This is a genomic window from Hydrogenophaga sp., assembly GCF_022844385.1.
GTDB lineage: Bacteria > Pseudomonadota > Gammaproteobacteria > Burkholderiales > Burkholderiaceae_C > Hydrogenophaga.
Window position 1 is genome coordinate 33187 of the sequence record NZ_JALHLX010000011.1, and the last position, 25314, is coordinate 58500.

Genomic DNA, 25314 nt, shown 5'->3' on the forward strand with positions numbered 1-25314 from the left:
CCGCGAGGCGCTGGTTGTCCTGGAAGTAGCCGCCGATGTTGATCTGCACCGCGACGTTGGTGGACGAGCGATCGCCCGAGCCTTGCGCGCTGCGGCGTTGTTGATCTTCGCGATCGCCCTTGCCCTTGCCGTCACGCTCGGACTTCTCCCATTTGTCGGGCTTGCCGCCGCCGGCGTGGGCGGGTTTTTCGGCCATGGCCGGCGCCAGGCACAAACCAGCGGCCAGACTCAGCACCAGCGAGCGGGCGATGTGTTTCAGGGGAGTGTTCATGATGTGTCCGTGTGGTTGAAAGCGCGTGTCTCCGACAGGAATTGTGCCCCTCAGCCGCAGGCTCTGGTGTGCTCGGCGTTCTGGTGTTGCGCCATGGCTTCAAGGGCTGTCAGACTCGGTTGTCTGTCGCTTCACAACCACCGTCTGCCGCTCGCCATGTCACAAGAAACCGAACTCAAGCTCGAAGTGCATCCGCAAGACCTTGTCGCGCTGTTGAGGCATCCTTTGCTGAAGACCCAGCCCCCGCGCCGAGAGCGGCTTTTCAACACCTATTTCGATACCTCCACACTCAGCTTGCGCGCGCAGCGCATGGCCGTGCGCGAACGCCGCGTGGGACGCCGCACCTTGCTCACGGTGAAGACAGCCGGGCAGTCGGTAGGCGGTTTGTCGCAGCGCGGCGAGTGGGAGGCACCCACCCGGCCGGGCGCCTTTGACTTCACGGCACTGGTGAACGACGCCGCCCTGGCCGCCCAGCTTGCCAGCGTGGCCTGGCAGCTCGTACCGGTGTTCCGTACCGATTTCACCCGGCGCAGCTGGGTGCTGCAGCACGGACCTGCCCGCGTGGAGGTGGCGTTGGACCAGGGTTTCATCGCCACCGGCAACGCGCAAGGCAACCACCGTCAACCCATCCTCGAGCTGGAACTGGAGCTGCTGGAAGGTCCTGTGGATGCCCTTCTCGATCTCGCCCACACGCTCGCTTTGGGCCCACTGGGGCAGACCGCCAGTGCACTGCGCCTGCTGCCGGCCAACCGCAGCAAGGCCGAACGTGGCTACGCCCTGTACATGGGCGAACGGCTGCAGCCGGTGAAGGCGTCGGGCTTGCAGTTGCAGGCCGGCATGCACCCCGTGCAGGCCTTCCGCGCGGCGGCGCTGAGCTGCCTGGCCCACTTGCAAGCCAACGAAGCCGGTGTGCTGCACCCCGGGCCCGAGGGCGCGCTGCCCGATCCTGAATTCGTGCACCAGGCGCGGGTGGCACTGCGGCGGCTGCGCACCGGCCTGCGCATTTTTCGTTCGGCGCTGCCCCGGCGCTTTGCCGCACATTGGTCAAACGAGTGGAAGTTGCTGACCAACCAGCTCGGTGATGCGCGCAACTGGGACGTGTTTGCCACCGAATGGATGCCCGAACTGATGGAGAGTGGCCAGCCGGCCTCGGGTGCTGCGGACGGGTCCACCGATGCACTGCTGGCGTGGGTGCAACTTCAGCGGCGTGCTGCGTGGCAACGCGCGGCCGATGCGCTGGGCAGCCGCGAACACGCGCTGCGCCTGCTGGCTTTCACCCGCGCTGTGCTGTGCCTGCAGCCGGCCGACCCCACGTCGACCGGGACGCTCGCGGGTGACAGCCTGGCGTTGTGGGCACGGGCGATCTTGAGTGAACGCCACGCAGGTCTGCGCCAGCAGGCGCGCACCGCGCGGCGCGTGGGCCCCGAGGGCCGCCACGCCTTGCGCATTTCGCTCAAGAAGCTGCGCTATGCCCAGGAGTTTCTGGCCAGTGTGCTGCCGCCCAAACGTGTGGCGCGCAGCACCGCGGTGCTGGCCAACGCGCAGGAGTTGCTCGGGCGGCTCAACGACCTGAGCACCGCGCACACCTTGCTGGGCGCGGTGGCGCCGGGGCCTGCGTCGGCGCTGGTGGTGCACTGGCAGCAGTCTCTGCAGGCCCGGCTGGAGGCCGGCTTGCTCGAATTGCCGGCCATGGAGCGTTCGTTGGAGAAGGCGCCGACGCCCTGGGGCTGAGCGGTCTCAGGCGCTTGACGGATGGGTGACGGATTTCGGAGGTTTTTTCGATAATCACACGAAAGTATTCCAAAAGGAGGTTTCGTGTCTGTCATCACCATGCGTTTTCTGGCCGCTGCCGCGGCAGCGGGGCCCGACAAAACCGTCTCGGGAGGGACGGTGATGAAGTGGATCGACGAGGCAGGTTACGCCTGCGCCACAGGTTGGGCGCGGCGCCATTGCCTCACCGTGTACGCCAGCGGCGTGCGTTTCCACCGCCCCATCGCCACGAACCACCTGGTCGAGGTGGAGGCGCGGCTGGCCTACACCGGCCACACCGGCATGAACATCGCCGTGGAAGTGCGCAGCGGTGACGTCAAAGGTGGACGCATGCTCAAGACCACCGAATGCCTGATGGTGTTCGTGGCCGTGGACGAGGAGGGTCAACACATGCCAGTGGACGCCTGGCGGCCCGGTACGCCCGGTGAAATGGCACTCGCCCGCGCGGTGCGCGTGCAGCTGGAGTCTTATCGCACGCCGCAATTTGCCTGAACGGCGTGGGGCTCAGGCCTGGGCGCTGGGTCGCGCGGCCACCTTGTCGCGCCAGGCTTGCAGCGCATGCAGACCTTCGTCCGCCGGCTTGAAGCGCATCAGCTTGCCGAACTCCACGGTGCAGAAGGCCGTGATGTCGGCGATGGTGAAGCGCTCACCGGCCACCCAGGGCTGGCGTTGCAACTCGGCGTCCAGCCATACCGCCGTTTCCATGGCTTTGAGCCGTTGCGACTGGCCGAAATCGGGAAACTGCGGCTGCTCCAGCGGGGCGAGGCCGGGGTGGGTGTGGCGGATGGCATTGGCCAAGGGCAGCATCAGGTACCACTCCATGCGCCGGTCGGCCATCTCGATGAACGCCCGTTCTTCCGCCGTCTCACCCATCAGGTTGGGTTGGGGGTGCCGGCCCTCCAGCCAGGTGCAGATGGCGCGGGTTTCGCTGAGCGTTCGGCCGTCGTCGAGCTCCAGCACCGGAATGCGCGCCAGTGCGCTCCGGGCCCGAAAGGCCGGCGTGCGGTGCTCCTGGGCATTCAAGTCCACCACGACCTGCTCGATGCCCTCGATGCCTTTCTCGGCGATGAACATCTGCACCCGCCGGGGGTTCGGTGCGCGTGGCGACACGTACAGCTTCACGGTGTGCCTTTCGTGGGTACGTTGCGTTGCAGGCTCTGGCCCATCTCGACCATGGTGCGGGCCTCTTCGGCAAATTTTTTCGCCCCTTCGTCGCCATCGCGCGTGAGGTCCACACGGGACGCGGGCTGTTCGATACCGCGCTGCACCGCAGGCCGGGCGCGGATCGCATCGCGCCAGCGAACCAGGTTTGGCAGGTCGTCCACGTCCACGCCCGACCACCGGTGCGTGCGCACCCAGGCCCAATTCGCGATGTCGGCAATCGAGTAGTCGCCAGCGAGGAATTCGTGGTCTTTCAAGCGCGCGTCAAGCACTCTGAACAGTCGTTTGCTTTCACCCTGGTAGCGGTCGATCACCGCCGGGATCTTCTCGGGAAAGTAGCGAAAGAACACATTGGCCTGGCCCATCATCGGCCCGATGCCGCCCATCTGGAACATCAGCCACTGCATCACCAGCGAGCGGCCCTTTGCGTCGGAAGGCATGAGCCTGCCTGTCTTCTCGGCCAGATACACCAGACAGGCGCCCGACTCGAACACCGCAAAACCACCGGCCTCGTGGTCCACGATGGCCGGGATGCGGCCGTTGGGGTTGATCGCCAGAAACGCCGGGTTCTTCTGCTCGTTTTTGGCGAGGTCGAGCACCTTCAGCGTGTAGGGCAGCCCGAGTTCTTCGAGCGCAATGGACACCTTGTGTCCGTTGGGCGTTGCCGCCGTGTAGAGATCGATCATGCGGGCCTCGTGAAACAAGCAAGCGGCATTCTGGTCCGCGCCTGTTCACGGGGCCTGTCGCCCAGGCTACGCCTGAGGGTTCACCATGAAGCCCATGTCGCGCGGATAGTCGCCAGAGTTGAAGTTGCCCAGGTTGGGCAGGATGCCGTTCATCTCGGTGCCCTGCACACCGAACCAAGTGGCCAGCGTGCCGGCGTACTGGTCCACCGAGGTGCTGGGCAGCAGTCGACCCTGGCCCACATGCCACTGGTCGAACGCATCGGTGGTGCTGTTGGTCACGCTCACCGGCGGTGCCTTGCCGTAGAAGGCCCGGCCGCGCACCGCACCACCCACAATCAGGTGGTGAGAGCCCCAGCCATGGTCGGAGCCGTCGCCGTTGCTCTGCAGGGTGCGACCGAAGTCGGAAGCGGTGAAGGCGGTCACCTTGTCGGCCACGCCCAGGCTGACTGTGGCGGCGTGGAACGCGGTGAGTGCGCTGCTCAGGCGCCCCATCAGGGTGGCCTGGTTGTTGATCAGCACATCGTGCAGATCGAACCCGCCCATGGAGACAAAGAATACCTGGCGCTTGGTGCCCAGCGTGTCGCGCGCTGCGATCAGGCGCGCCACCAGCCTGAGCTGGTCCGCCAGACCGTTCTGCGCCGGGAAGCTGTTGAAGGGCGCATCGGTGGCTGGAAACTGGCTCAGCGCGTTGCTCACCGCGCCTTCGGTGCTGAACGCCCTGGCGGTGACGAGGTTGTATTCCTTCTCCAGCCGGTGACTGCGGTCCTGAAGCGCCAACTGCAGCATCGCTGCCCGCACCGCCGCGGAGTTGTACACATTGCCGTTGAGTCCATTGATCCTCACGGCACCACCGGAGCTGACCTGGTAGGACAGCGCCTGTTCACCCGACAGGAACACGGTGTTGCCGGCCACCGAAACGCAGGTCAGGACATTGTTGGAGCCGTTTCCGGGCCTGGCCAGATCGCCGATGTGCCCGCCCCAGCCTTTGGTGGTGCCTTCGGCCCCCGAGGTCTGCCAGACGGACTGCTGGTCGTTGTGCGAGAACAGCTTGGGCGGACGCGGGTACAGAACGCGGTTGGGGCTGTTGTACTGCTGACGCGTGAGGGGAACCACCAGTGGGCCGACGTTGAGTTGCACCGCAGCCCGACCCGTGTTGAAGAGGTTCGCCAGCCCCGGCATCATCGGGTGCAAGGCGTATTGCCGACCGTCCGCCAGTGGCGTGGTGGGGTCGAGCAGGGTGGCTGCAAGGTCGGCGCGGGGTATGGCAATGCCGCCGCCGGAAAAGTCCGGCCGGCCACCGCGGATGGTGTTGTAGCGACCGTAGCTGTCGAGGTCGTAGTTGACCACGGTGTTGGCATAGTCGTTGCCGCCGAAGAGGAAGACACAGACCAGCGCCTTGTAGTCGGTGGCGTCAAAAGCCGCGGCCTCGCCCATGGCTGCGAGGTTGAGGGCTGTGGGCAGGGCAGCCCCGGTGAAGGCGAGCTGACCGGCGCGGCGCAGGAAGGTGCGGCGCGTGTGTTTCTGCGGGTTGATGAAGTTCATGTTGGGCTCCGCTTTACTTTTGGACAAGGTACTCGGGGCAACCCATGACCATGAAGATGGCTGCCAGCACGCGGCGGCGCCGAACGTCGGCCGTGCTGCTGGACGTGATCGGTGTGGCCTCGAGCGCGCCCACCATGACCGAACGGCTGGCTGCAGAGATGGAGCCGGCTCCCAGCACCAGGCACACGTGGTCCACCAGTGCCTGCGCGTTCTGCACCAGCGCCAGTTCCCGGGAGTAGTCGGCCGTCACGTCAGCCACACCGCGTTCGATGGTGTTCTGCATGAAGTTGAGGTAGCCGCCTACCGAGGTTTCATTGACGATCTGGAACTCCGGCGCTGTGGCTCCTGCGGTGGCCAGACTGGTCGAGGGCGGCACATAGCCCGGTCGGAAAAAGTTGAACACGGACGGCGAGCGCAGCGGGCTTTGCCCGAGCTGGTTCGAGGCGCCACTGAGGTCGCCGATCTTCCAGGTGTTGGCAGCCGACTGCACCCGGAAGCTTCGACCCCACTGGATGAAGCGCACCATGGGTTCGCGCAACTTGCCAAAGGCAGGGTTGCCGAGGCTGGCAGGACCGCGCGCTTCGTCGTCCAGCAGGATGGCCGTCCACACCGCCTGCAGATCGCCACGCACGCCGGCACCGTTGTTGTTGAAGCGCGAGGCCACGCGGGCCACATAGGCCGGGCTTGGATGGCTGGTCACCAGGCGCTGGATCATCTGCCGCGCGAAGAAGGGGCCCACGTTGGGATGGTTGAACAAGGTGTCCATCGCGATGCGAAGCGCCTCGGCGCCCGAGGCGTTGGCCGGCACCGTTGCTCCCAGGAAGCGAGCCTCGAGGGTTGAATGGTTGCTTGCCGTGAGCGACATGCGCTTGCGTGCGAACGCATGGGACTCGATGGTGCCGCCGTTGTTGGGCCGGGTCAGGCGCACACCGTCGGAGCGGTCGAAGTCGTAGCCGGTGAACACCCGCGCGAGATTGGTCACGTCATCCTGGGTGTAGCTCTCGGTGCCGCGGCTGCTGCCGTCCAGATTGAGGTTCACCAGTCCGATGGTGAACAGCTGCATCACCTCGCGCGAGTAGTTTTCGTCCGGTACCCGTCCCGTGCGTGTGTCTTCCTTGCGGTTGCCCTTGGTGTTGAGGAAGTACCCCATGGCCGGATGCAGCGTCACGTCTTCCAGCAGCTGGCGGTAGTTACCAAAGGCATTGCGAACCAGCATGTCCCACCAGGCCGCATAGGCATGACTGCGCCAGGTGAATTCGGCCGACGACATCGAGCTCACGAAGAACTCGGACAGGGCCAGCGCCATGCGCTTTCGCATGGCGTCCGGGCCGCTGAGGAGCTGGTTCCACAGCATGTAATCGGCCGGGCGCGTGCTGAAGTAATGCTCGTTGGCATCGACCGCGCCATAGCCCTGGCCCTCCAGCCAGTCCCAGCCATTGGGGCCCAGAGGTGTCTGGTACTGGCGCGCCAGCCACATGGGGAAGTTGGCGCTGCGCACTGCCGCGATTTCGTCGCGGGTCGACGAAAACTGCGCCTGTTGCAGGAAGCGGGCACCTTCCTCGTCGCTGGTTGCGCTGGTAAACCGAAAGCCACTGATTTGCTCGGCTGGCAGTGGCACCACCACCAGCGGTGCTGGTTCGCTGCTTTCCGAACCCCCTCCGCAGGCAGCCAGCAAGGCCGTGGCAGCAGCCGCAGAAGCGAGCAGCGCAGCGGGCCTGGCGGGGTTGTCATCGGGTGCAGCCGCCGCTGCAGTTCCGGGTTTCAGCGCCGGTGGCGCGGACATGTCTGGCGTTTCTACGGTCGTCATTTGGACTTCTCCTCCAGTGAACGAGCGCGAGTCTAGGCAGCGGCTTTGGGCCGGCCTGGCCAGGTTTCAATCAGTTACATGTGCCTGTGGCGCGCCTGCGGCACCCGCCCGGCGGCCATACCGTCCAGGGGTATTTGTCACGCCATCGGTCGAAATTCAGATGCGCGAAGCGTGCAATTCATCACGCGTTTTGAGGGCCACGCGCCGCGCGGCCGCTGCGAAGTCGTCCCCGTCGGACGCGTACAGGATGGCGCGGGACGAGTTCACGATGATGGGTCCTGTGGTGTTGTCGCCCTGTGCGCGCAGGCCGGCGCGCACCGTGGCCGCGGCGTCGCCGCCCTGAGCGCCCACACCGGGAATCAGCAGCGGCAGGGTGGGCGCAATGGCGCGCACACGCTCGATCTCGGCGGGGTAGGTGGCACCCACCACCAGGCCGAGCTGGCCGTTCAGGTTCCACGGCCCTTGCGCGAGCCGCGCCACGTGTTCGTACAAAAGCGGCTGTCCTTCCACCGAGGCCAGACGCTGGTTTTGCAGGTCGTCGCCGCCGGGGTTGGAGGTGCGGCACAACAGGAACGCGCCCTTGCCGTGGTACTGCAGATAGGGTTGCACCGAATCAAAACCCATGAAGGGCGAGAGCGTCACCGCGTCGGCTCCGTAGCGCTCGAAGGCTTCGATGGCGTACTGCTGCGCGGTGCTGCCGATGTCGCCGCGCTTGGCGTCCAGGATGGTGGGCACGTGCGGCGCTGTGCGGCGCATGTGCTCCATCAGCCGCTCCAGCTGGTCTTCGGCGCGGTGGGCGGCGAAGTAGGCGATTTGCGGTTTGAAGGCGATGGCGGTGTCGGCCGTGGCGTCGACTATTGCAGCGCAAAAGTCGTAGATGCGGCTTGCATCACCCTTGAGCTTGCCCGGAAAGCGAGCCGGGTCCGGGTCGAGGCCCACGCAGAGCAGGGAGCGGTTCTGGCGCTCGGCGCCGCGCAGCATGTCAAGAAAGGTCATGGAGGGATTTTAGGTGGGCATGCCGCGGGCGGGCCTCCCACTAAGATCGGTTCCATGCAAGCCCTCTCGCGTCGACAGCTCATTCTTCTGGTTCTGCTCACGCTGGTGTGGGGCATCAATTGGCCCATCATGAAACTCGGCGTCACGGGTTTCCCGGCGCTCACCTTTCGCACCATCAGCATGTGGATCGGCTTGCCGGTGCTCGCGCTGGTGCTGGTGTGGCGCCGCGTGCCGTTTCGCATTGGCCGCGAACACTGGCGCGAACTGGCCGTGCTCACGGTGTTCAACATGTTGATCTGGCACACGCTGGCGGTGCTGGCGATCCAGACCCTGTCCAGCGGGCGAGCGGCGATCCTGGGCTACACCATGCCGGTGTTCTCAGCCATCGTCGGAGCCTGGTGGTTCGGGCAGAAGCTGGGCGCGCGCGCATGGGGCGGTGTGGGCGCGGCGGCGCTGGGCGTGGTGCTGCTGCTGTGGCACGAGCTCACGCAACTCACCGGCAAGCCGGTGGGCGTGATGATGATGCTCACCGCCGCAGCCGCCTGGGCGCTGGGCACGCAGATGCTGCGCCGGACCACCTTGCCCCAGCCCACGCTGGCCATTTCGTTCTGGATGACGCTCTTCACCACGCTGTGGATGAGCGCGGCCGCGGTGCTGTTCGAGAGGGAAGCCTGGGTCGCGCCCACACCGGCCATCTGGGGCGCGATCGTCTACAACGCGCTGGGCGTGTTTGCCTTTGCGCAGGTGGCCTGGCTGATGATGGCGCGCGACCTGCCGCCCGTGGCATCCACCTTGTCGGTGATGTTCATCCCGGTGCTGGGCGTGTTCAGCGGCGCGTGGTGGCTGAACGAGGTGCTGCACTGGCAGGACTGGGCGGCGGTTGCCCTCGTCATGGTCGCCATTGCTTCTGTGCTGTGGCCCCCACGCTCCACCGCTGCGCGGGTCGCTGCCCCCCGAGGGGGCTGAGCCTGCCTTGGGGCGGCCCGGCGGCTGGCTCTGTGGCCCCCACGCTCTGCCGCCTGACCTGATTCAGGCCGGCAACTGCGCCATCGCCAGACACAGATCGGCCCAGGCCTTGCCCTTGTCGGCGGGCGTGCGCAGCAGATACGCCGGGTGGTAGGTCACGATCACGGGCACACCTTCATAGTGGTGCATCTGGCCACGCAGGCGGCCGATGGGCTCGTTGGTCTTGAGCAGGGCCTGCACCGCGAAGCGGCCCATGGCCACGATCACCTTGGGCCTGACCAGCGCCACCTGACGCGCAAGGTAGGGTTCGCAGGAGGCCACCTCATCGGCCTGCGGATTGCGGTTGGCCGGGGGGCGGCACTTGAGCACGTTGGTTATGTAGGCGCCCTCGGCGCCTTTCCCGGTGCGGCTGCGCCCCACGGCCTTGAGCATGTTGTCGAGCAGCTGCCCGGCCGCGCCCACAAAGGGTTCGCCCTGCAGGTCTTCGTTTTCACCCGGGGCTTCACCCACCACCATCCAGTCGGCCTGTTCGTCGCCCACACCAAACACGGTGTTGGTGCGGCCCTGGCAGAGTCCACAGGCCTGGCATCCGGCCACGGCGTCGCGCAGCGCGGGCCAGTCGAGTGTGGCCACCGGGCTGGCAGGTCGGGAGGGTGTGGCTTGGGCAGGTGGCGTCGGCACAGGCGCAGCCATGGGGGCAGCCACGGCCACAGCTCTGGGCGCTGGTGCTGCAACGGGATCATGAACCGCCACGGCGGGTATCTGGGCCGGCGCAGGTTTCGGCGCCCACACCCGCACGCCCATCTCGGCCAGCATGGCGCGCTGGCGGGCGTCGAGTTCGGGAACGAAGGAGGTGTCGGGCGCGTCGCTCATGGTCTGGCTTCCAAGGCTGCAGCCGCCACCAGGTTCAGGCTCATCACCACCGCGTCTTCGCGCTGGAAGTGGCCGGCCGGGTAGTAGCCCTTGCGCACGCCCACCTGTGCGAAGCCGCAGCGTTCGTACAGAGCGCGCGCGGGCGCATTGCTCTCCCGCGCCTCCAGCCAGACCCATTGCGCGCCCTGGCCGCGCGACCACAGGGCCAGCGCGTCGAGCATGAAGCGCGCCCAGCCCTGGCGCTGGTGGGCGGTGGCCACGGTGATGTTGAGCAGGTGCACTTCGTCCACGCCGGGCATGGCCACCAGGTAGCCCAGCAGCACGCGGCCGTCGGCGCGCGGCGGGTGGGGCACTTCGCCGGGCAGCGCTTCGGACAGCAACAGCATGGCCGGATAACCGGCCTTGAGCGAATCGTGAAAATGCCGGCGCGACCACGGGTGCGCGTAGGCCTGCGACTCAACCGCCTGTACCGCGTCCAGGTCGGACTCGAGCATGGGTTCGAACACGATCAGGCGTTCGGGGCGCGACGCCGTGCGGGGCTGCACCTGCGGCTCGGTGGGCGCGGGCCACAGGCCGCTGGCCCAGGCGGGCAGGGCGGTTTGCATGGCTGTGGTGGCCTGTGTGGGTGTGTTCATGTGCCCGCCTCGGCGGCCAGGCGGATGGTTTCGCGCTCCGCCGTGGTCTGCGCCACCTTGTCGCGCACGTACAAGGGCAGCGCGTCCTGCGCAGCCACCGCGTGACCGGCCGCGAGCAGGCCCGGGGCGAGGCGCAGCAGGGCGGCGGCGGTGGGCAGGGCGGTGTGGCGCTGGCCCACCAGGTCGGTCAGTGCGCCCATCTCGAAAACGTTGCCGGCGAGCAGGCGCTCGCCCGGGGCCAGGTCTCGCAGGTAGCCGTGCAGGTCGGCGGGCTTGCACAGACGGGGCGGCGCCAGCGGTGTCAATCCCTCGGGGCCGGCGGAGCCGCAGGCGTAGGGCGCCACATACACCTCACCCATGCGGGCGTCGAGCAGGGCCACGATCACGCCCGGCAGTGGTTCGCCTGCGTCCACCCGCGCCTGCCTGGCTTCTTCGGCCAGGGCCAGCAGTGTGTCCACCGGCAGCACCGGCAAACCACCTGCCCGGCCCAGGCCTTGCACGCCGTAGGCGAGGCCTTGCGCCACCGAGCAGGCGGTGCGCAGGCCGGTGAACGAGCCCGGTCCGCGCCCGAACACCACGGCGGCCAGCGTGTCCAGCGACCAGCCCGCTTCAGCAAGCACGCTGCGCACCATGGGCAGCAGCGTGCCGGAGGCCTGGGCGCCGCCGGGGCCGTTGCGTTGCCACAGCGGTGCGCCGGGTTCACCCGTTCCCAGCGCCACCGAGAGGGCGTCGGTGCTGGTTTCAATGGCCAGCAGGCGCTGATGAGCAGGGAGTGTCGAGGGCATCGCCGGATTATCGGCCAGCGTGCCGGTCGTCCGTCCTGCGGCCCATTGAACAAGGGCAATGCCGCTCGGGACACGGTGGCGTTTCATAATGAAACGCATGTCACTTACCCGCTCCTTGTTCGCCCTGCTGGCCACCGCCGTGGTCGCGCTGCCCGCCTGCGCCCAGCTCCCCGGCGAATACGGCGCCTTGCCGCCCACCGTGGTGGCTGCGCTCAAGCGCGCGCAGGTGCCGCCGAGCGCCCTGTCGGCGCTGGTGGTGTCGGTCGACAACCGGGCCGAAGAACGGCTGCGTTTTCGCGCCAGCGTGCCGGTGAACCCGGCCTCGGTGATGAAGCTGGTGACCACCTACGCGGCCATCGACCTGCTGGGTGCCGACTACACCTGGAACACGCGCTTCTACACCGACGGCACGATCGACCAGGGTGTGCTGCGCGGCAACCTGTATGTGCGCGGCGACGGTGATCCGAAGTTTGTGCTCGAACGCATCCAGGGCGCATTCTTTGCCCTGCAAGACAAAGGTGTGCGGGTGGTGCTGGGCGACATCGTGCTTGACCACAGCGCTTTCGAGATCGCCGCCACCGACCCCGGTGCGTTTGATGGTGAATCGCTTCGCCCCTACAACGCCACGCCCGACGCGCTGCTGGTCAATTTCAAGTCGGTTGTGCTGACCTTCCAGCCCGACGGCGCCAGCGGCGTGGCGCGCGTGATCAGCGAGCCACCCATGGCCGGTCTGGCGATCGATGCCACCGTGCCGCTGGCCCGCGTGGGCGCGCGCTGCGGTGACTGGCGCAGCGGACTGCAGGCCCGCTTTGACGACGCCAACAGCATCCGGTTTGAAGGAAGCTACCCGCAGAGCTGCGGCGAACTCAAATGGCCCGTGGCCTATCAGGACCCCGGCAGCTACGCGTCGCGCGCCCTGGAGGGTTTGTGGCGCACCAGCGGCGGCGCCATCACTGGCCATGCCCGTCCCGGCCTCACACCACCGGGCGCCACGCTGCTGCACGAAGCGGCGTCGCTGCCACTGTCGGACATCATCACGGACGTGAACCAGTGGAGCAACAACGTGATGGCGCAGCAGGTGTACCTCACGCTGGGCCGCCTGGTGCCCACGCCGGCGCCGCAGCCGGGGATGACGCCAGGTGTCGCTGGCAACCTGATCCCCATGCGCCCGGCGCGCTTCGAGCGCTCGCGCGAGGTGGTTGAAAACTGGTGGAAGCGCACCTTCGGCATCCGCAACGCCATGCCGGTGATGGACAACGGCTCGGGGCTCTCGCGCGAGGAGCGCATTTCGCCCGAGGCCTTGGCCAATTTGCTGCGCCACGCCAGCCGCCATCCGCAGGCTGAGCGCTTTGCCAGCTCGCTCTCGGTGGCCGGTGTCAACGGCACGGCGGCGCGCATGGCCCGCGCGCCCGGCAGCGCCGCGCGCGGCAATGCCCAGCTCAAGACCGGCACGCTCCGGGACGTCACCGGCATCGCCGGCTATGTGAACGCGGCCAATGGCGCGCGTTATGTGGTGGTCGGCTTCGTGAACCACCCCAATGCGCCGGCGGCCCGACCGGCTCTCGAAGCGCTGGTGGAGTGGACCGCCGCGCAGCAAGACTGAAGAAGACCGCCTGATGCCATTCGGCGACATCATCGGCTTCAGTGCCGCTTTCCTCACCACGGCCAGCTTCGTGCCGCAGGCCTGGCTCACCTTCAAGACGCGCGACGTGAGTGGCATCTCGCTGGGCATGTACAGCGCGTTCACGCTGGGCGTGGCGCTGTGGCTGGTTTATGGGCTGAGCCTGGGCGCCTGGCCGGTGGTGGTGGCCAACACCATCACGCTGATGCTGGCGCTGGCCATCCTGGTGATGAAGCTGCGCTACGGGCGTGCCCCGCAGCGCTGATCACGCCGCCGCGCGCACCAGCCGGTCGCGCACACCGTCCCACGCCGCGTCGGCCGGCGGTGTTTCCACCCAGATCAGGCGCACGCCGGTGGCGTCGAGTTCGCGCAGAACGGCGAACAGTTCCTGAGCGCTGCGGCTGGCCTCTGCCGGCATGCGGCGAACGCTCACGCCGCGCGCGGCCTTGATGGGTGTGCGGGCGTAGACCGCGATGTGGCGGGCGTCCGTGCCCAGCAGGTCGAGCGCGGCCTGCAGGGGTTTGGCGTCCATCAGCCGCACCTTGGCGCGTGGCGCGTAGTGCGATTCGAGCGTGCCCGAAGCGCGGGGCGCGGTGGCATCGCGCTCGCGCAAGGGCTGTTTGCACACGGCCTCGATCTGCGCGGCGGTGACCATGCCGGGGCGCAGCAGCACCGGCCACGCGCGTGTGGCGTCGACGATCGTGGACTCGATACCGACCGGGCAGGCGCCACCGTCGAGGATGAGCAGTTCAGCGTCCGACAGCGCTTCGAACTCGTCGGCCACATGAGCGGCCGTGGTCGGGCTCACGCGGCCGAAGCGGTTGGCGCTGGGCGCGGCGACGCCGCTCACGCCCCGTGCAGCCGCTGCGGTGAGCAGCGCCTGCGCCACCGGGTGGGCCGGGCAGCGCAGGCCCACCGAGTCTTGCCCGCCGGCCGCCACCGCCGCCACGCCGTCGCGGCGCGGCAGGATCAGCGTGAGCGGGCCGGGCCAGAAAGCGTTCATCAGCGCAACGGCAAAGGCCGGCACGTCGCGCGCGTAGTGGTCGACCCCGGCGCGCCAGCCTTGTGCGCCGGTGCCGGACGCCAGGTGCACGATCAGCGGGTGGTCGGCCGGGCGGCCCTTGGCTTCAAAGATGCGGTGCACCGCGGTGGCGTTGTCGGCATTGGCCGCGAGGCCGTAGACGGTTTCTGTCGGCATCCCCACCAGCGAGCCTGCCGCCAGCCGCTGCGCCGCTTGTTCCACGGCAGACGCATCGGCGGCGTTGAGCAGCAGCGGCATGGGTGGATCAGGCGGCGAGCGGGGGCAGGCCGAGCAGCGTCAACACCTTGGCCGCGGTCTCGCGCACCTCGGCCACGGTGGGGGCGGTGATGTTGAGGTGGCCCATCTTGCGACCCGGGCGCGCGCTCAGCTTGCCGTAGAGGTGCAGGTGGGTGCCGGGCAGGGCCAGCACCTGCGCCCAGGGTGGCGACACCCCGCGTTCGCTCACCTTCTCGCGCACGGCGTTGGGCGCGAACCAGAGGTCGCCCAGCAGGTTGACCATGATGGCCGGGCTGTGCTGGCGCGGCGTGGGCAGCGGCAGTCCGGCGAGGGTGCGCACCTGCGCTTCGAACTGCGAGATGTCGCAGGCGTTCTGGGTGTAGTGGCCGCTGTTGTGCGGGCGCGGCGCCATCTCGTTGACGATCAGGTCCACGCCGTCGGCGGTGTCGACCAGGAAGTACTCCACGCACAACACGCCCACGTAGTTGAGGTGGTTGGCCAGGGCCACCGTGCTGGCTTGCGCGCGCGCGGCCAGGGCTGGGTCCAGCGCGCCCTCAAACACTTCGGTGATGGCCAGGATGCCGTCGTGGTGCGTGTTCTTCTGCACCGGGAAACTCACGGTCTGGCCATCGGCGCCACGCGACACGATCACCGAGCACTCGCCGCGCAATGGCATGAGCTTTTCCAGCACGCAAGGCACCTTGTTCAAGCCGGCCCAGGCGGCGGCCAGTTCTTCGCGCGTGGACACGCGCACCTGGCCCTTGCCGTCGTAACCCAGGCGAGCGGTTTTCAGGATGCCTGGCAGCAGGTCGGCCGGCACGGCGGCGAGCAGGGCGTCGGTGGTGATGGTCGCGTAGGGCGCGGGGAACACGCTGCTGACCGGTGCGCACTGCACGAAATGCGCCTTCTCCTTGATGCGGTCCTGCGCTATCGCCACGCAGGCGGCCGAAGGGGCTACCGGCCGGTGTGCGCCGAGCGTGACCAGCGCTGGCGCCGGCACGTTCTCGAACTCGGTGGTGATGGCCTCGCAGCGCTGCATCAGCTGGGCCAGGCCCTGCTCGTCATCAAACGGCGTCTGGATGTGGAAGTGGCTGATCAGGCCGGCCGGACTGGCGGGATCGGGATCGAGCACCGCCGTGAAATAGCCCATGGCCTGCGCTGCCTGCACAAACATGCGCCCGAGCTGGCCGCCGCCCATGACGCCGAGCGTGATCTGCTGGCCGGTGGGTGAGGTGCTGCCGGGGAGGATGGTCTTGAGGCTCATGGGCGTGGTGTCACAGGGGAAGGGTCATGCCGCGTGCGGCGGCGGTTTGTTGCGAGCGAAAGGCTTCAAGCTTCTCGCGCAGCGCAGCATCTTCATTGGCCAGCATGGCCACGGCGAACAGTGCCGCGTTGGCCGCTCCCGCCGCGCCGATGGCAAAGGTGGCCACCGGCACACCCTTGGGCATCTGCACGATGCTGTGCAGCGAGTCCACGCCGCTCAAATGTTTGCTGGCCACCGGCACGCCGAGCACCGGCACCACCGTCTTGGCCGCCAGCATGCCCGGCAGGTGGGCCGCACCGCCCGCACCCGCGATGATGCATTTCATGCCCCGCCCGGCCGCGCTTTCGGCGTAGGTGAACATGTCGTCGGGCATGCGGTGCGCCGAGACCACGCGGGCGTCAAACGAAATGCCGAATTCCTGCAGGATCTGCACGGCGTGCTGCATGGTGTCCCAGTCGCTGCTGGAGCCCATGACCACGCCCACCTGGATGGGGTTCATGAAGTGCCTTTGGCCAATGCGCCCCCGTCGGGGGCGGTGCCCGGTGGCGCGCATGAACAGGCATGGCGCTCTCCGGTAAAGTGTGGATTTTACGGTTCGCTCCACAGTGCCGACCGCCTCGCACCGCTTCCCCTTCAGGCCCTCTCCCCATGATCAACGTCACCATTGCCAATTTTGAAGCCGAGGTCATCGAGGCTTCGCACCACACGCCCGTGCTGGTCGATTTCTGGGCCCCTTGGTGTGGGCCGTGCAAGGTCATTGGCCCGCTGCTGGAAAAGGTGGAGACCGCCTACGCCGGGCGCTTCAAGCTGGTCAAGATCGACTCCGATCAAGAACAACAGCTCGCTGCCGCCTTTGGTATCCGCAGCATCCCCACCTGCGTTCTGCTCATGAACGGCCAGCCGGTCGACGGTTTCATGGGCGCGCTGCCCGAGGGCCAGATCAAGGAGTTCCTCGACAAGCACCTGCCCGCGGCCAACGAACTCGAAGCCCTGGCCGAGGAAGAAGAAGCGCTGGAAGCGATCGCCGAAGGCGACCTCGAAGGCGCGCTGGAGAAGCTGCAGGAGGCGGTAAAGACCGACCCGAACAACGACGATGCGCGCTTCGACCTGGTGAAGCTGCAGATGGAGCTGGGCCTGGACGACGACGCCAAGGTGGCGTTTGCGCCCGTGATCGCCAAGGCGGCCGCTGTGCGCCGGCTCGATTCATTGCAACGCTGGATGGCCGCGCGCGACGCCAACGCCGACGTGGCCGACCCAGAAGCCCGCGCTGCCGAACTGCAGGCCGCCATTGCCGCCAACAAGCGCGACTTCGCATCGCGCTTTGCCCTCGCGCAGTTGCTGATGGCGCACAGCCAGTGGGTGCCTGCGATGGACGAGTTGCTGGAGATCCTGATGCGCGACAAGGCCTGGAGCGAAGACCTGGCGCGCAAGACCTTCATCGCCATCCTGGACATCATCGAGCCACCCAAACCCAAGGTGGCCGAGGGCCAGGTGCCGCCGGAAGACCCGACGGTGGCGACCTACCGCCGCCGCTTGTCGAGCGTCGTGCTGAGCTGATCGGCTTCAGCCCATCAACCGGGTCAGTGCTTCCTGGTACTTTGCAGCGGTTTTTTCAATCACTTCCTTGGGCAAACGCGGCGCCGGTGGCGTCTTGTCCCAGGGCTTGCCGCCCACCTGCGCGGTCTCCAGCCAGTCGCGCAGGAACTGCTTGTCGTAGCTTGGCGGGTTCTGGCCCACCACATAACTCTCAAGCGGCCAGTAGCGTGAGCTGTCGGGCGTGAGCACCTCGTCCATGAGCACCAGTTTCCCGGCCTTGTCCAGGCCGAACTCGAACTTGGTGTCGGCAATGATGATGCCCTTCTGGAGTGCCATCTCGGCCGCAGCCTTGTAGAGCGCGATCGACACGTCGCGAATTTGCGCGGCGAGTTCGGGGCCGATCATGGCCACGGTCTGCTCGAAGGTGATGTTCTCGTCGTGCTCGCCCATCTCGGCCTTGGCCGCTGGCGTGTAGATCGGCTCGGGCAGCTTCGACGCGTTCTGCAAACCGGCGGGCAGCTTCACGCCGCACACGGCCTGGTTGTCCTGGTATTCCTTCCAGCCGCTGCCGGCCAGATAGCCGCGCACCACGGCTTCCACCGGGATCGGCTTCAAACGCTGCACCAGCATCGAACGGCCGGTGACCTGGGGCGCCTCGGTCGCAGAGACCACGCTCTCGGGCGCGTCACCCGTGAGGTGGATCGGGCAGATGTTCAGGCCCGTGGGGCCGAGTTTGTCGAACCAGAACAGCGAGAGCCGGGTGAGCAGTTCGCCCTTGCCGGGAATCGGCTCGCCCATGATCACGTCAAACGCGCTGATGCGGTCGCTGGCCACCATGAGGATGCGGTCGTCGCCCACGGCGTAGTTGTCGCGCACCTTGCCGCGCGCGAGCAAGGGCAGGGAGGTGAGGGCCGAGGTGTGCAGGGCAGTGGTCATGATCGGATCGGGAAAAGGCGGGACAAGAAAAAAGCCCGTTGAACAGCCAACGGGCTTTGAACCATTCCGGGGGATTATCGCAAGTTGAGAACCCCGTGGGTGGCGCCTTACTTCGCGGCCAGTCCCAGGCGCTCGATCAGGGCCTTGTCCTTGTTGAAGGTCTCGGCAGCCCACTTGCGGTACTCGTCACCGTTGCGGTACCACATGGCCTGGTTGAGCTGGCCCAGCACTTCCATGTGGCGCGGTTCGTCCATCGCTTTCTTGAACGCGTCGTGCAGCGTTTTCACGATGGCCGGGTCCATGCCTTTGGGGCCTACCAGGCCGTAGGGCGAGCTCGACACCACGTTGTAGCCCAGGTCCTGCGCGGTGGGCACGTCGGGCCAGCGCTTGGTGCGCTGTTCACCGAAGGTCACGAGCAGGCGCATTTCGCCGCTGTCGACAAACTTGTCCCAGCCGGTGGCGTCGCTCTGCGCCATCACGTGGCCACCCAGCAGGGCGGACTGCAGGTCGGCGTTGCCTTTGAACGGCACGTGGACGAACTGCACCTTGGCATTGCCGGCCAGTTCTTCCATCAGCAGGTGCGGGCTGCTGCCGGTGCCGGTGGAACCGTAGTTGATCGTGCCGGGCGCCTTGCGCGCGGCTTCCACATAGTCCTTGAAGGTCTTGTAGGGCGAGTCGGCCTTGACCGTGAGGCCGAAGGTGTAGCCCGACACACCAATGATGTAGCTGAAGTCCGTCATCGGGTTCCAGTTGGTCTTCTGCATGTGCGGCATGCGCAGCATGCCCAGCGGGAACTGGGCGATGGTGTAGCCATCGGGCTTGGCGGTCTGCGCCATGGTGCTCGGGCCCAGGGTGCCACCGGCGCCGGGCTTGTTTTCCACCACGATGGGCTGGCCCAGGTGCTTGGACGCGAGCTCGGCCAGGGTGCGCAGGTGGCGGTCGGTCGAGCCGCCAGCGGGCCATGGAATGATGAGCGTGACCGGGCGGCTGGGGTAGGCCTGGGCTTGCGCGTTGGCCACGCTCCAGGGCGCCACGCCAGCGGCGGCCGTGGCGGTGACGGCGGCCAGCAGCAGCGCGCGGCGGCCGCTGGAGCGGGGAGTGGACGGTGTGTTCTTCATGCTTGTCTCCTTCTGGGGGAATGCCGTTTCGGCGGTGGTTGTGACGCGGTGTGCGTCTTGAGGGTGATGAATGGGAGGTGCTAGGGGGGAAGGATGGAGGCGTCAACCGCAGCCTGCTGTTCCTGCAGTTCGCGCCACATCACCTTGCCGCTGCCCGAGCGGGGCAGCGCTTCCACGAATTCCACGGTGCGCGGGCTCTTGTAGGCGGCCATGTGGCTGTGCGCCCAGTCGATCACGTCCTGCTCGGTCACCTGGCCGCGGTGGCCTGGCCGCAGCACGACGAGCGCCTTGACGCTCTCGCCGCGCCGGGCGTCGCGCACGCCGATCACACAGGCTTCCTGGATGGCGGGGTGGTGGTACATGAGTGCCTCCACCTCGGCGGGCCAGACCTTGTAGCCGCTGGCATTGATCATGCGTTTGAGGCGGTCGGTCATGAAGAAGTAGCCTTCTTCGTCCACATGGCCGAGGTCGCCGGTGCGCAGGAATCGCTGACCGTCGAGGGTGACAAAAGCCTCTTGCGTGGCCTTCGGGTTGCGCCAGTAGCCCTGCATCACCTGGGGGCCGTGCACCACGATCTCGCCGGTCTCGCCCGGCGGCAATGTGGCCAGCGTGTCGGGGTCGACCACGCGCGCGTCCACGTCGAACACCGGCATGCCCAGGCACTGGCGCTTGGGCCGGTGCGTGGGGTTGATGTGGGTGGCCGCCATGGTCTCGGACATGCCGTAACCCTCGATGTAGTCCTGCCCGGTGAGCGCCTTCAGGCGTGCGGCCAGCGCCTCGGGCATGGCCGCGCCGCCGCCGCGCACGCAGCGCAGGCTGCTCAGGTCGAAGCGCTCCAGCTGCGGGTGCGCGAGGAAGTCGATCACCATGGTGCTGATGGCTTGCCACATGGTCACGCGGTAGCGCTGCATGCAGATGGCCGCCACTTCGCGGTCCCAGCGAGCCAGCACCACGATCGTGGCACCCACGTACAGCGGCCCGTTCAGGCTGCCGGTGAGGCCGGTGACGTGGAAGAAGGGCAGCACCGAGAGGCACACGGCGTCGGAGGCGGTGCCGAACCAGCGCACGCCTCCCACCAGGGTGCTCATGACGCTGCGGTGGGTGTGCATGCAGCCTTTGGGCAGGCCGGTGGTGCCCGAGGTGTAGGGCATGGCGCAAAGGTCGTCGGGGCCGGTGGTGAGCGGGACGGGGGTCCGCTCCTGGGCAATCGCGTCGGCCCAGGCCACGAGGCCAGGCTCGTTCAGTGGCTGGCGCGGCGCGGCCACAAATTCGGGCACCGCCAGATCGGTGGGCAGACGCAGATGGTCGCTGTAGGTGGCCACGATCACATGGCGCAGGCCTTCACCTTCGGACACGATCAGCGGGCGCACCTGCGGCAGCAGGTCTTGCGCCACCAGGGCCACCTGCGCGCCGCTGTCGCTGACGCAGTGGCGCAACTCTTCCACCCGGTTCATCGGGTTCACCGGCACCACCACCGCGCCCGCGCGCAGGATGGCGTAGAACGCCAGCGCCCACTGCGGGCTGTTCTGCATGCACAGCAGCACGCGGTCGCCCGGCTGCACGCCGGCCGCCTGCTGCAGGTGGCCGGCAAGGTGTTCGGTCTCGCGCAGGAAGTCGGCGTAGGTCAGCACCGAGTCGTAGAACACGATGAAGGGCTTGTCGGGGTAGCGCCGGGCCGACACCTCGAGGTTGTAGAAGACGTGGGTCTGCGGCAGCGTGAGGTGCTGCGGCAGGCCGGGCGGCCAGTGGGCCGGGGTGAGGGACTTCATGCCGTGGAGGGTTCTTCATTCCGCTGAGCGGAAAACGGGATCGAGGTCGATCAATATACGGCGCTCCATGGGCTGATGTAAATGCGCAAGCACACAGATCAGGGAAAGCGAGCATGGGTCGCGGTCTCAAAAGCTTCCAAAATTCCGTTCTGCGGAATACAAGGCGTGTTGAGGAGACGCTTATTCCGATCTGCAGAAAAAAGGAATGCCATGGGCCGCCACCGCCAATCGCCCCCCGCCCCGCTCGCTCAAGCCGACCCGGCCGATGACCGCCGCTTTGTCACCGCACTGGCGCGGGGACTCACCGTGCTGCGCTGCTTCACCCCGGCCGACCGCTGGCTCGCGCACCAGGAGCTGGCCCGGCGCACCGGCCTGCCGCAGGCCACCGTTTCGCGCCTCACGTTCACGCTCACCAGCCTGGGCTACCTGCGCCACCGCGCAGCCACCGGCGAGTACGCGCTGAGCCCGGCGGTGCTGTCGCTGGGCTTCAGCGTGCTGTCCAACTTCCAGATCGGGCGCATCGCACGGCCCTTCATGGAAACCCTGGCCGAGCACACGCAGGCGGCCATTTCGCTGGGTGTGCGGCACGACGCCTCGGTGGTTTACGTGGCGCACTGCCGCAGCACGGCACGGCTCATCCTCGGGCTGGACGTGGGCACGCGCCTGCCGTTCGCCGAGACCGCCATGGGCCGCGCCATCTGGTGCTCGGCCTCGCCGGGCATGCAAGCCTTGATGGCGAGGCGCCTGCAGGCGCAAGACCCGGAACGCTGGCCCGCGCGCGAAGCCGGGTTGCGCCGCGCCGAAACCGACTGGGCCGAACGCGGCTACGCGGTGTCGGAATCGGAGTGGGAAAGCGAGATCGCCGCCATCGGCGTGGGGCTGGACCTGGGCGATGGCCGTGAGCCGCTGGCGCTCACCGTGGGTGGGCCGGCCTCGCGGCTGCAGGGCGCCTTGCTGCACGAAGACTTTGGCCCGGCGTTGGTGAAAACGGGCCGCGAAATCGTGGCGGCGATCCAGGCCGCGGGCTGGGAGGACTGACACCCCGCTGAATGAAAAACGCCACCGCAAGGGTGGCGCTTTCAGGGGGATCCGAGACGGGTCAGTGCACGACCTGGGCCAGCTCGCCCTTGGCGTACTTGGCGGCCACGACCTGCAGGCTCTCGCCCTTGATCTTGCTGGCCTGGCCCTCGCAGCCGAACTCGATGTAGCGCTGCTTGCAGATCGCCTTGGCGGCTTCGCGCGCGGGCTTGAGCCATTCGCGGGCGTCGAACTTCTCGGGATTCTCGGCCAGGAACTTGCGCACCGCAGCCGTCATGGCCAGTCGGATGTCGGTGTCGATGTTGATCTTGCGCACGCCGAACTGGATCGCTTTCTGGATCTCTTCGACCGGCACGCCGTAGGTTTCCTTGATCTTGCCGCCGTACTGGTTGATCACCGCCAGCAGGTCCTGCGGCACCGAGCTCGATCCGTGCATCACCAGGTGGGTGTTGGGCAGGCGGCGGTTGATTTCCTGGATGCGGTCGATCGCCAGGATGTCGCCGGTGGGCTTGCGGGTGAACTTGTAGGCGCCGTGGCTGGTGCCGATGGCGATGGCCAGGGCGTCGAGCTGGGTGCGCTTGACGAAGTCGGCCGCCTGCTCGGGGTCGGTCAGCAGCTGTTCGCGCGTCATCACCGCGTCGGTGCCGTGGCCGTCTTCCTTGTCGCCCTGCATGGTCTCCAGACTGCCCAGGCAACCCAGTTCGCCCTCAACGGTCACGCCAAGTTTGTGCGCCATGTCCACCACCTTGCGGGTGACTTCCACGTTGTATTCGTAGCTGGCAATTGTCTTGCCGTCGCCTTCCAGGCTGCCGTCCATCATCACCGAGCTGAAGCCCAGGTCGATCGCACCTTGGCATACATCGGGGTTTTGGCCGTGGTCCTGGTGCATCACCAGCGGGATGTGGGGGTAGGACTCCACGGCGGCCTGGATCAGGTGCTTGATGAAGGGCTCACCGGCGTATTTGCGCGCCCCGGCGCTGGCCTGCAGGATCACCGGCGCGCCGGCTTCGTGGGCGGCGGCCATGACGGCCTGCACTTGTTCGAGGTTGTTGACGTTGAACGCTGGAATGCCGTAGCCGTGGATCGCGGCGTGGTCGAGCAGTTCGCGCATGGAAACGAGCGCCATGAGAATTCCTTCAGTCAGTTGGTAACCGGTTGGTAACCCGCGATTTTACGGCGCGCTCGTGACGGTGCTCAATGGCGTCAGGTCGGGCGCTGCTGCAGGAATTGGCTGAAGCGGTCGAGCACGGGCGCCAGCCCGCGCAGCGGCGGCGCCAGCGCGCCGATCAGCGTGGTGTGGCTCACCCGGTCAAAGAGATCCAGCTCCACCTTTGTTCCGCGCTGCTGCAGGGCTTGCGCCATGGCCTGGGTGTTGCGTTGCGGGTTCACCAAGGTGTCGCTCCTGGCGGCCAGCAGCAGCACGCGGTGTCTCGAGCCCGTGCCTGCGCTGGCGTGGAACAGAGGCTGCGAGTTGGGCGGGGTGTCGGGCCAGTTGAAAGCGCGCTGCACCGCGGGACTGCCGATGGGCAGGAAGTCGTAGGGGCCCGCCAGACCGGCCCAGCCCGCCAACTCGCCGGGTTGCATGGCCACCTCGGACAGCCAGCGCGCGTCGAGCGCGAGCATGGCCGCGTTGTAGGCGCCCGCACTGTGGCCGGTGACAAACAGGCGCGAGGGAGATGCGCCCAGGCGCTGCGCGTTGTCGCGCGCCCAGCGCACGGCCAGCGCGCAGTCCTGCAGGAACACCGGGTAACGCACCTCGGGACTCAGGCGGTAGTCGGCCACCACGGTGACGATGCCGCGCGAGGCCAGCGCCTCACCGACGAACTTGTAGTCGGCGCGTTCTCCGCTGCTCCAGCTGCCACCGTAGAAGAACACGGCCATGGGCGCACCGGGTGCGGTGCCCACCGGCCGGTACACGTCCATGCGCTGGCGCTCGGCGGGGCCGTAGGCCTCGTCGCGCAGCACCGTGTGTGTGTTCGACGGCACGGTGGCGTTGATCAGGCGCAGGGGTGAGCAGGCCTGCAGCAGAGGCGCCAGGCCCAACAGCGTGAGCCAGCGGCGGCGGTTGGGCGGGTTTGAGGGGACGGGGATCGGTGAATGCATGGAAGGTGTACGCGCGCCGTTGGCGATCGGATTCAGTTGGGTTGGGGGTGCGCCCGTGGCGATGTCGCGTCCCGATACCAATAGTCACACAACCGAGGGGAACTGTGGTGCCGCAATGGGCACCTTCCAAGATGAACATCCAGCTGCACAGAGAACGGAACACCATGCCTTGTCGCACCCTGATCGTGACACTCACCTCTGCTGCCGCTCTGCTGGCGCCAGGCCTCTCGCAGGCGCAGGTGACTCTCAAGGCCGACGGCCAGTGGCGCTACCTGCTGACGGCCGGGGCCAATGTCTCGTCGGGCAACAACGACGCCGCCGCGCTGAACCTGGCCGCCGAGGGCGCGCGCCAGACGAACGACGACAAGTGGACCTGGGATGCCAAGGCCGACCACGCACGCAGTGCGGGCGTGGCCACCACCGATCGCTACGGTCTGCGCACCCAGTACAACCGCGACATTTCGCCCGACTGGTTCGGCTTCGGTTCGGGCGAGACGCTGAGCGACGAGCTGGCCAACATCTCGGCCCGGTATTCGGTGGCCAGCGGCATCGGGCGCCACGTGTGGCGCGACGAACGTGGGTTTTTCGACGTGTCCGCCGGTCTGGGCTATTCGTACGACTGGTACGTCGCGCCCACCGACGTCGCCGGTGCGGTGCGCGAGCAATACGGACGGACCGAGCTGGTGTTGTCGGAAGAGTCCAGCCACCGGCTGACTCCCACCACCAACCTGCGCCAGAAGTTCACGCTGTATCCGAACCTGCGCGATTCAGGCAAGTACCGCGCGGTGCTGGACACCGGCCTGACCGTGGAAATGACGCCGACGATCAACCTGTCTGCGGGCCTGAGCTACCGCTACGACAGCGCCCCCGGCAACAACCTGGAAAAAGGCGACGCGATGTTCGTGACGGGCGTGTCGCTGAGATTTGATTGATGCCCTCATGTCCCGGCACCGGCCCTCACCCCGACCCTCTCCCGCAGGAAGAGGGAGCGAGAGAGGTGTTTCAACCTGCGCGACAGATTTTCAGCGTGTTGGTTCCGCCCGGCTGGCCCATGGGCTCGCCCACTGTGATGGCGTACACGTCGCCGCTGTGCACGATGCCGCGTTTCTTCAGCTGGTTTTCGGCTTCGGCCAGGGCGGTGTCGCGGTCGGCGCTGGCTTCCATGAGCAGCGGGCGCAC

The 25314-nt window shown here is 67.3% G+C and carries 25 protein-coding genes and 1 pseudogene; 8 read left to right on the top strand and 18 right to left on the bottom strand.

All coding sequences use genetic code 11. The annotated features are described in order from the left end of the window. Nucleotides 1-271 (bottom strand): annotated as a pseudogene (locus tag Q0C59_RS03985) (hypothetical protein); the annotation flags it as partial. Between the two features lie 156 nt (nucleotides 272-427). Between Q0C59_RS03985 and Q0C59_RS03990 the strand changes: the two are divergent. Together Q0C59_RS03990 and Q0C59_RS03995 are read left to right on the top strand one after the other, a co-directional pair. Next, entirely contained in the window at nucleotides 428-2002 is a 1575-nt protein-coding gene (locus Q0C59_RS03990; RefSeq protein WP_291212010.1) for a CYTH and CHAD domain-containing protein, read from the top strand. An 84-nt stretch (nucleotides 2003-2086) separates the two neighbouring features. After that, a complete protein-coding gene (locus Q0C59_RS03995; RefSeq protein ID WP_291212013.1) occupies nucleotides 2087-2533 on the top strand; it encodes an acyl-CoA thioesterase in 447 nt (148 codons plus the stop codon). A gap of 12 nt (nucleotides 2534-2545) precedes the next feature. On the opposite strand, the gene Q0C59_RS04000 is transcribed toward Q0C59_RS03995, so the two are convergent. From Q0C59_RS04000 to pyrF, 5 genes are all read right to left on the bottom strand, one after another. Beyond that, nucleotides 2546-3163 (bottom strand): glutathione S-transferase family protein, encoded by a 618-nt coding sequence (locus tag Q0C59_RS04000; protein ID WP_291212015.1) that lies wholly within the window; start codon nucleotides 3161-3163, stop codon nucleotides 2546-2548. Continuing rightward, nucleotides 3160-3888: a glutathione S-transferase family protein gene (locus tag Q0C59_RS04005; RefSeq protein ID WP_291212018.1), complete on the bottom strand. Its 729-nt coding sequence runs from the start codon at nucleotides 3886-3888 to the stop codon at nucleotides 3160-3162. The genes Q0C59_RS04000 and Q0C59_RS04005 overlap by 4 nt, the downstream gene beginning before the upstream one ends. 66 nt (nucleotides 3889-3954) lie before the next feature. Next, a complete protein-coding gene (locus Q0C59_RS04010) occupies nucleotides 3955-5430 on the bottom strand; it encodes a DUF1501 domain-containing protein (RefSeq protein WP_291212021.1) in 1476 nt (491 codons plus the stop codon). Nucleotides 5431-5443: 13 nt separating this feature from the next. Next, nucleotides 5444-7237, bottom strand: a complete 1794-nt coding sequence (locus Q0C59_RS04015; RefSeq protein WP_291212023.1) for a DUF1800 family protein — start codon at nucleotides 7235-7237, stop codon at nucleotides 5444-5446. 156 nt (nucleotides 7238-7393) lie between these two features. Then, complete coding sequence (pyrF, locus tag Q0C59_RS04020) at nucleotides 7394-8233, bottom strand: orotidine-5'-phosphate decarboxylase (protein ID WP_291212026.1); 840 nt, start codon at nucleotides 8231-8233, stop codon at nucleotides 7394-7396. Nucleotides 8234-8287: 54 nt separating this feature from the next. Between pyrF and Q0C59_RS04025 the strand changes: the two genes are divergently transcribed. Beyond that, complete coding sequence (locus Q0C59_RS04025; protein ID WP_291212028.1) at nucleotides 8288-9199, top strand: DMT family transporter; 912 nt, start codon at nucleotides 8288-8290, stop codon at nucleotides 9197-9199. A gap of 63 nt (nucleotides 9200-9262) precedes the next feature. Here Q0C59_RS04025 and Q0C59_RS04030 read toward each other — a convergent pair whose 3' ends face one another. From Q0C59_RS04030 to tsaB, 3 genes are all read right to left on the bottom strand, one after another. After that, the gene (locus Q0C59_RS04030) at nucleotides 9263-10072 is read right to left on the bottom strand and encodes a uracil-DNA glycosylase family protein (RefSeq protein ID WP_291212031.1); all 810 of its coding nucleotides are present in this window, start codon (nucleotides 10070-10072) and stop codon (nucleotides 9263-9265) included. Further along, on the bottom strand, nucleotides 10069-10566 hold the full coding sequence (gene rimI, locus Q0C59_RS04035; protein ID WP_291212079.1) for a ribosomal protein S18-alanine N-acetyltransferase: 498 nt from the start codon (nucleotides 10564-10566) through the stop codon (nucleotides 10069-10071). The genes Q0C59_RS04030 and rimI overlap by 4 nt, the downstream gene beginning before the upstream one ends. 137 nt (nucleotides 10567-10703) lie before the next feature. After that, the gene (tsaB, locus tag Q0C59_RS04040; protein ID WP_291212034.1) at nucleotides 10704-11492 is read right to left on the bottom strand and encodes a tRNA (adenosine(37)-N6)-threonylcarbamoyltransferase complex dimerization subunit type 1 TsaB; all 789 of its coding nucleotides are present in this window, start codon (nucleotides 11490-11492) and stop codon (nucleotides 10704-10706) included. Nucleotides 11493-11589: 97 nt separating this feature from the next. Between tsaB and dacB the strand changes: the two genes are divergently transcribed. Both dacB and Q0C59_RS04050 read left to right on the top strand, forming a co-directional pair. Then, nucleotides 11590-13095: a D-alanyl-D-alanine carboxypeptidase/D-alanyl-D-alanine-endopeptidase gene (dacB, locus tag Q0C59_RS04045; RefSeq protein ID WP_291212037.1), complete on the top strand. Its 1506-nt coding sequence runs from the start codon at nucleotides 11590-11592 to the stop codon at nucleotides 13093-13095. A gap of 13 nt (nucleotides 13096-13108) precedes the next feature. Beyond that, the gene (locus Q0C59_RS04050) at nucleotides 13109-13378 is read left to right on the top strand and encodes a SemiSWEET transporter (protein ID WP_291212039.1); all 270 of its coding nucleotides are present in this window, start codon (nucleotides 13109-13111) and stop codon (nucleotides 13376-13378) included. On the opposite strand, the gene Q0C59_RS04055 is transcribed toward Q0C59_RS04050, so the two are convergent. The 3 genes from Q0C59_RS04055 to purE are packed head-to-tail and all read right to left on the bottom strand — an operon-like array spanning nucleotide 13379 to nucleotide 16134. After that, nucleotides 13379-14386 (bottom strand): L-threonylcarbamoyladenylate synthase, encoded by a 1008-nt coding sequence (locus tag Q0C59_RS04055; RefSeq protein WP_370654216.1) that lies wholly within the window; start codon nucleotides 14384-14386, stop codon nucleotides 13379-13381. Nucleotides 14387-14399: 13 nt separating this feature from the next. Next, complete coding sequence (locus tag Q0C59_RS04060) at nucleotides 14400-15635, bottom strand: 5-(carboxyamino)imidazole ribonucleotide synthase (protein WP_291212044.1); 1236 nt, start codon at nucleotides 15633-15635, stop codon at nucleotides 14400-14402. Nucleotides 15636-15645: 10 nt separating this feature from the next. Continuing rightward, nucleotides 15646-16134, bottom strand: coding sequence for a 5-(carboxyamino)imidazole ribonucleotide mutase (gene purE / locus Q0C59_RS04065; RefSeq protein WP_291212047.1), 489 nt, complete (start codon nucleotides 16132-16134; stop codon nucleotides 15646-15648). A gap of 149 nt (nucleotides 16135-16283) precedes the next feature. Between purE and trxA the strand changes: the two genes are divergently transcribed. Further along, nucleotides 16284-17192 carry a thioredoxin gene (trxA, locus tag Q0C59_RS04070; RefSeq protein ID WP_291212050.1) on the top strand — a complete coding sequence of 303 codons (909 nt, stop codon included), beginning with the start codon at nucleotides 16284-16286 and terminating at the stop codon, nucleotides 17190-17192. 6 nt (nucleotides 17193-17198) lie between these two features. On the opposite strand, the gene Q0C59_RS04075 is transcribed toward trxA, so the two are convergent. The 3 genes from Q0C59_RS04075 to Q0C59_RS04085 form a co-directional block, all read right to left on the bottom strand. Then, on the bottom strand, nucleotides 17199-18107 hold the full coding sequence (locus Q0C59_RS04075; RefSeq protein ID WP_291212053.1) for a phosphoribosylaminoimidazolesuccinocarboxamide synthase: 909 nt from the start codon (nucleotides 18105-18107) through the stop codon (nucleotides 17199-17201). 107 nt (nucleotides 18108-18214) lie between these two features. Continuing rightward, nucleotides 18215-19225: a tripartite tricarboxylate transporter substrate binding protein gene (locus Q0C59_RS04080; RefSeq protein ID WP_291212056.1), complete on the bottom strand. Its 1011-nt coding sequence runs from the start codon at nucleotides 19223-19225 to the stop codon at nucleotides 18215-18217. Between the two features lie 80 nt (nucleotides 19226-19305). After that, entirely contained in the window at nucleotides 19306-20994 is a 1689-nt protein-coding gene (locus Q0C59_RS04085) for a long-chain fatty acid--CoA ligase (protein ID WP_291212059.1), read from the bottom strand. A gap of 210 nt (nucleotides 20995-21204) precedes the next feature. On the opposite strand from Q0C59_RS04085, the gene Q0C59_RS04090 reads away from it, so the two are divergent. Next, the gene (locus tag Q0C59_RS04090; protein WP_291212061.1) at nucleotides 21205-22032 is read left to right on the top strand and encodes an IclR family transcriptional regulator; all 828 of its coding nucleotides are present in this window, start codon (nucleotides 21205-21207) and stop codon (nucleotides 22030-22032) included. A gap of 61 nt (nucleotides 22033-22093) precedes the next feature. Here the strand turns inward: Q0C59_RS04090 and fba are convergent, their stop codons facing one another. Next, entirely contained in the window at nucleotides 22094-23158 is a 1065-nt protein-coding gene (gene fba, locus Q0C59_RS04095; protein ID WP_291212064.1) for a class II fructose-bisphosphate aldolase, read from the bottom strand. A gap of 77 nt (nucleotides 23159-23235) precedes the next feature. Continuing rightward, the gene (locus Q0C59_RS04100) at nucleotides 23236-24135 is read right to left on the bottom strand and encodes an alpha/beta hydrolase (RefSeq protein ID WP_291212067.1); all 900 of its coding nucleotides are present in this window, start codon (nucleotides 24133-24135) and stop codon (nucleotides 23236-23238) included. 164 nt (nucleotides 24136-24299) lie between these two features. On the opposite strand from Q0C59_RS04100, the gene Q0C59_RS04105 reads away from it, so the two are divergent. Further along, entirely contained in the window at nucleotides 24300-25067 is a 768-nt protein-coding gene (locus tag Q0C59_RS04105) for a YdiY family protein (protein ID WP_291212070.1), read from the top strand. A 70-nt stretch (nucleotides 25068-25137) separates the two neighbouring features. On the opposite strand, the gene Q0C59_RS04110 is transcribed toward Q0C59_RS04105, so the two are convergent. Beyond that, nucleotides 25138-25314: pyruvate kinase alpha/beta domain-containing protein (locus Q0C59_RS04110; protein WP_291212081.1), on the bottom strand; the 177-nt coding region annotated here is incomplete at its 5' end.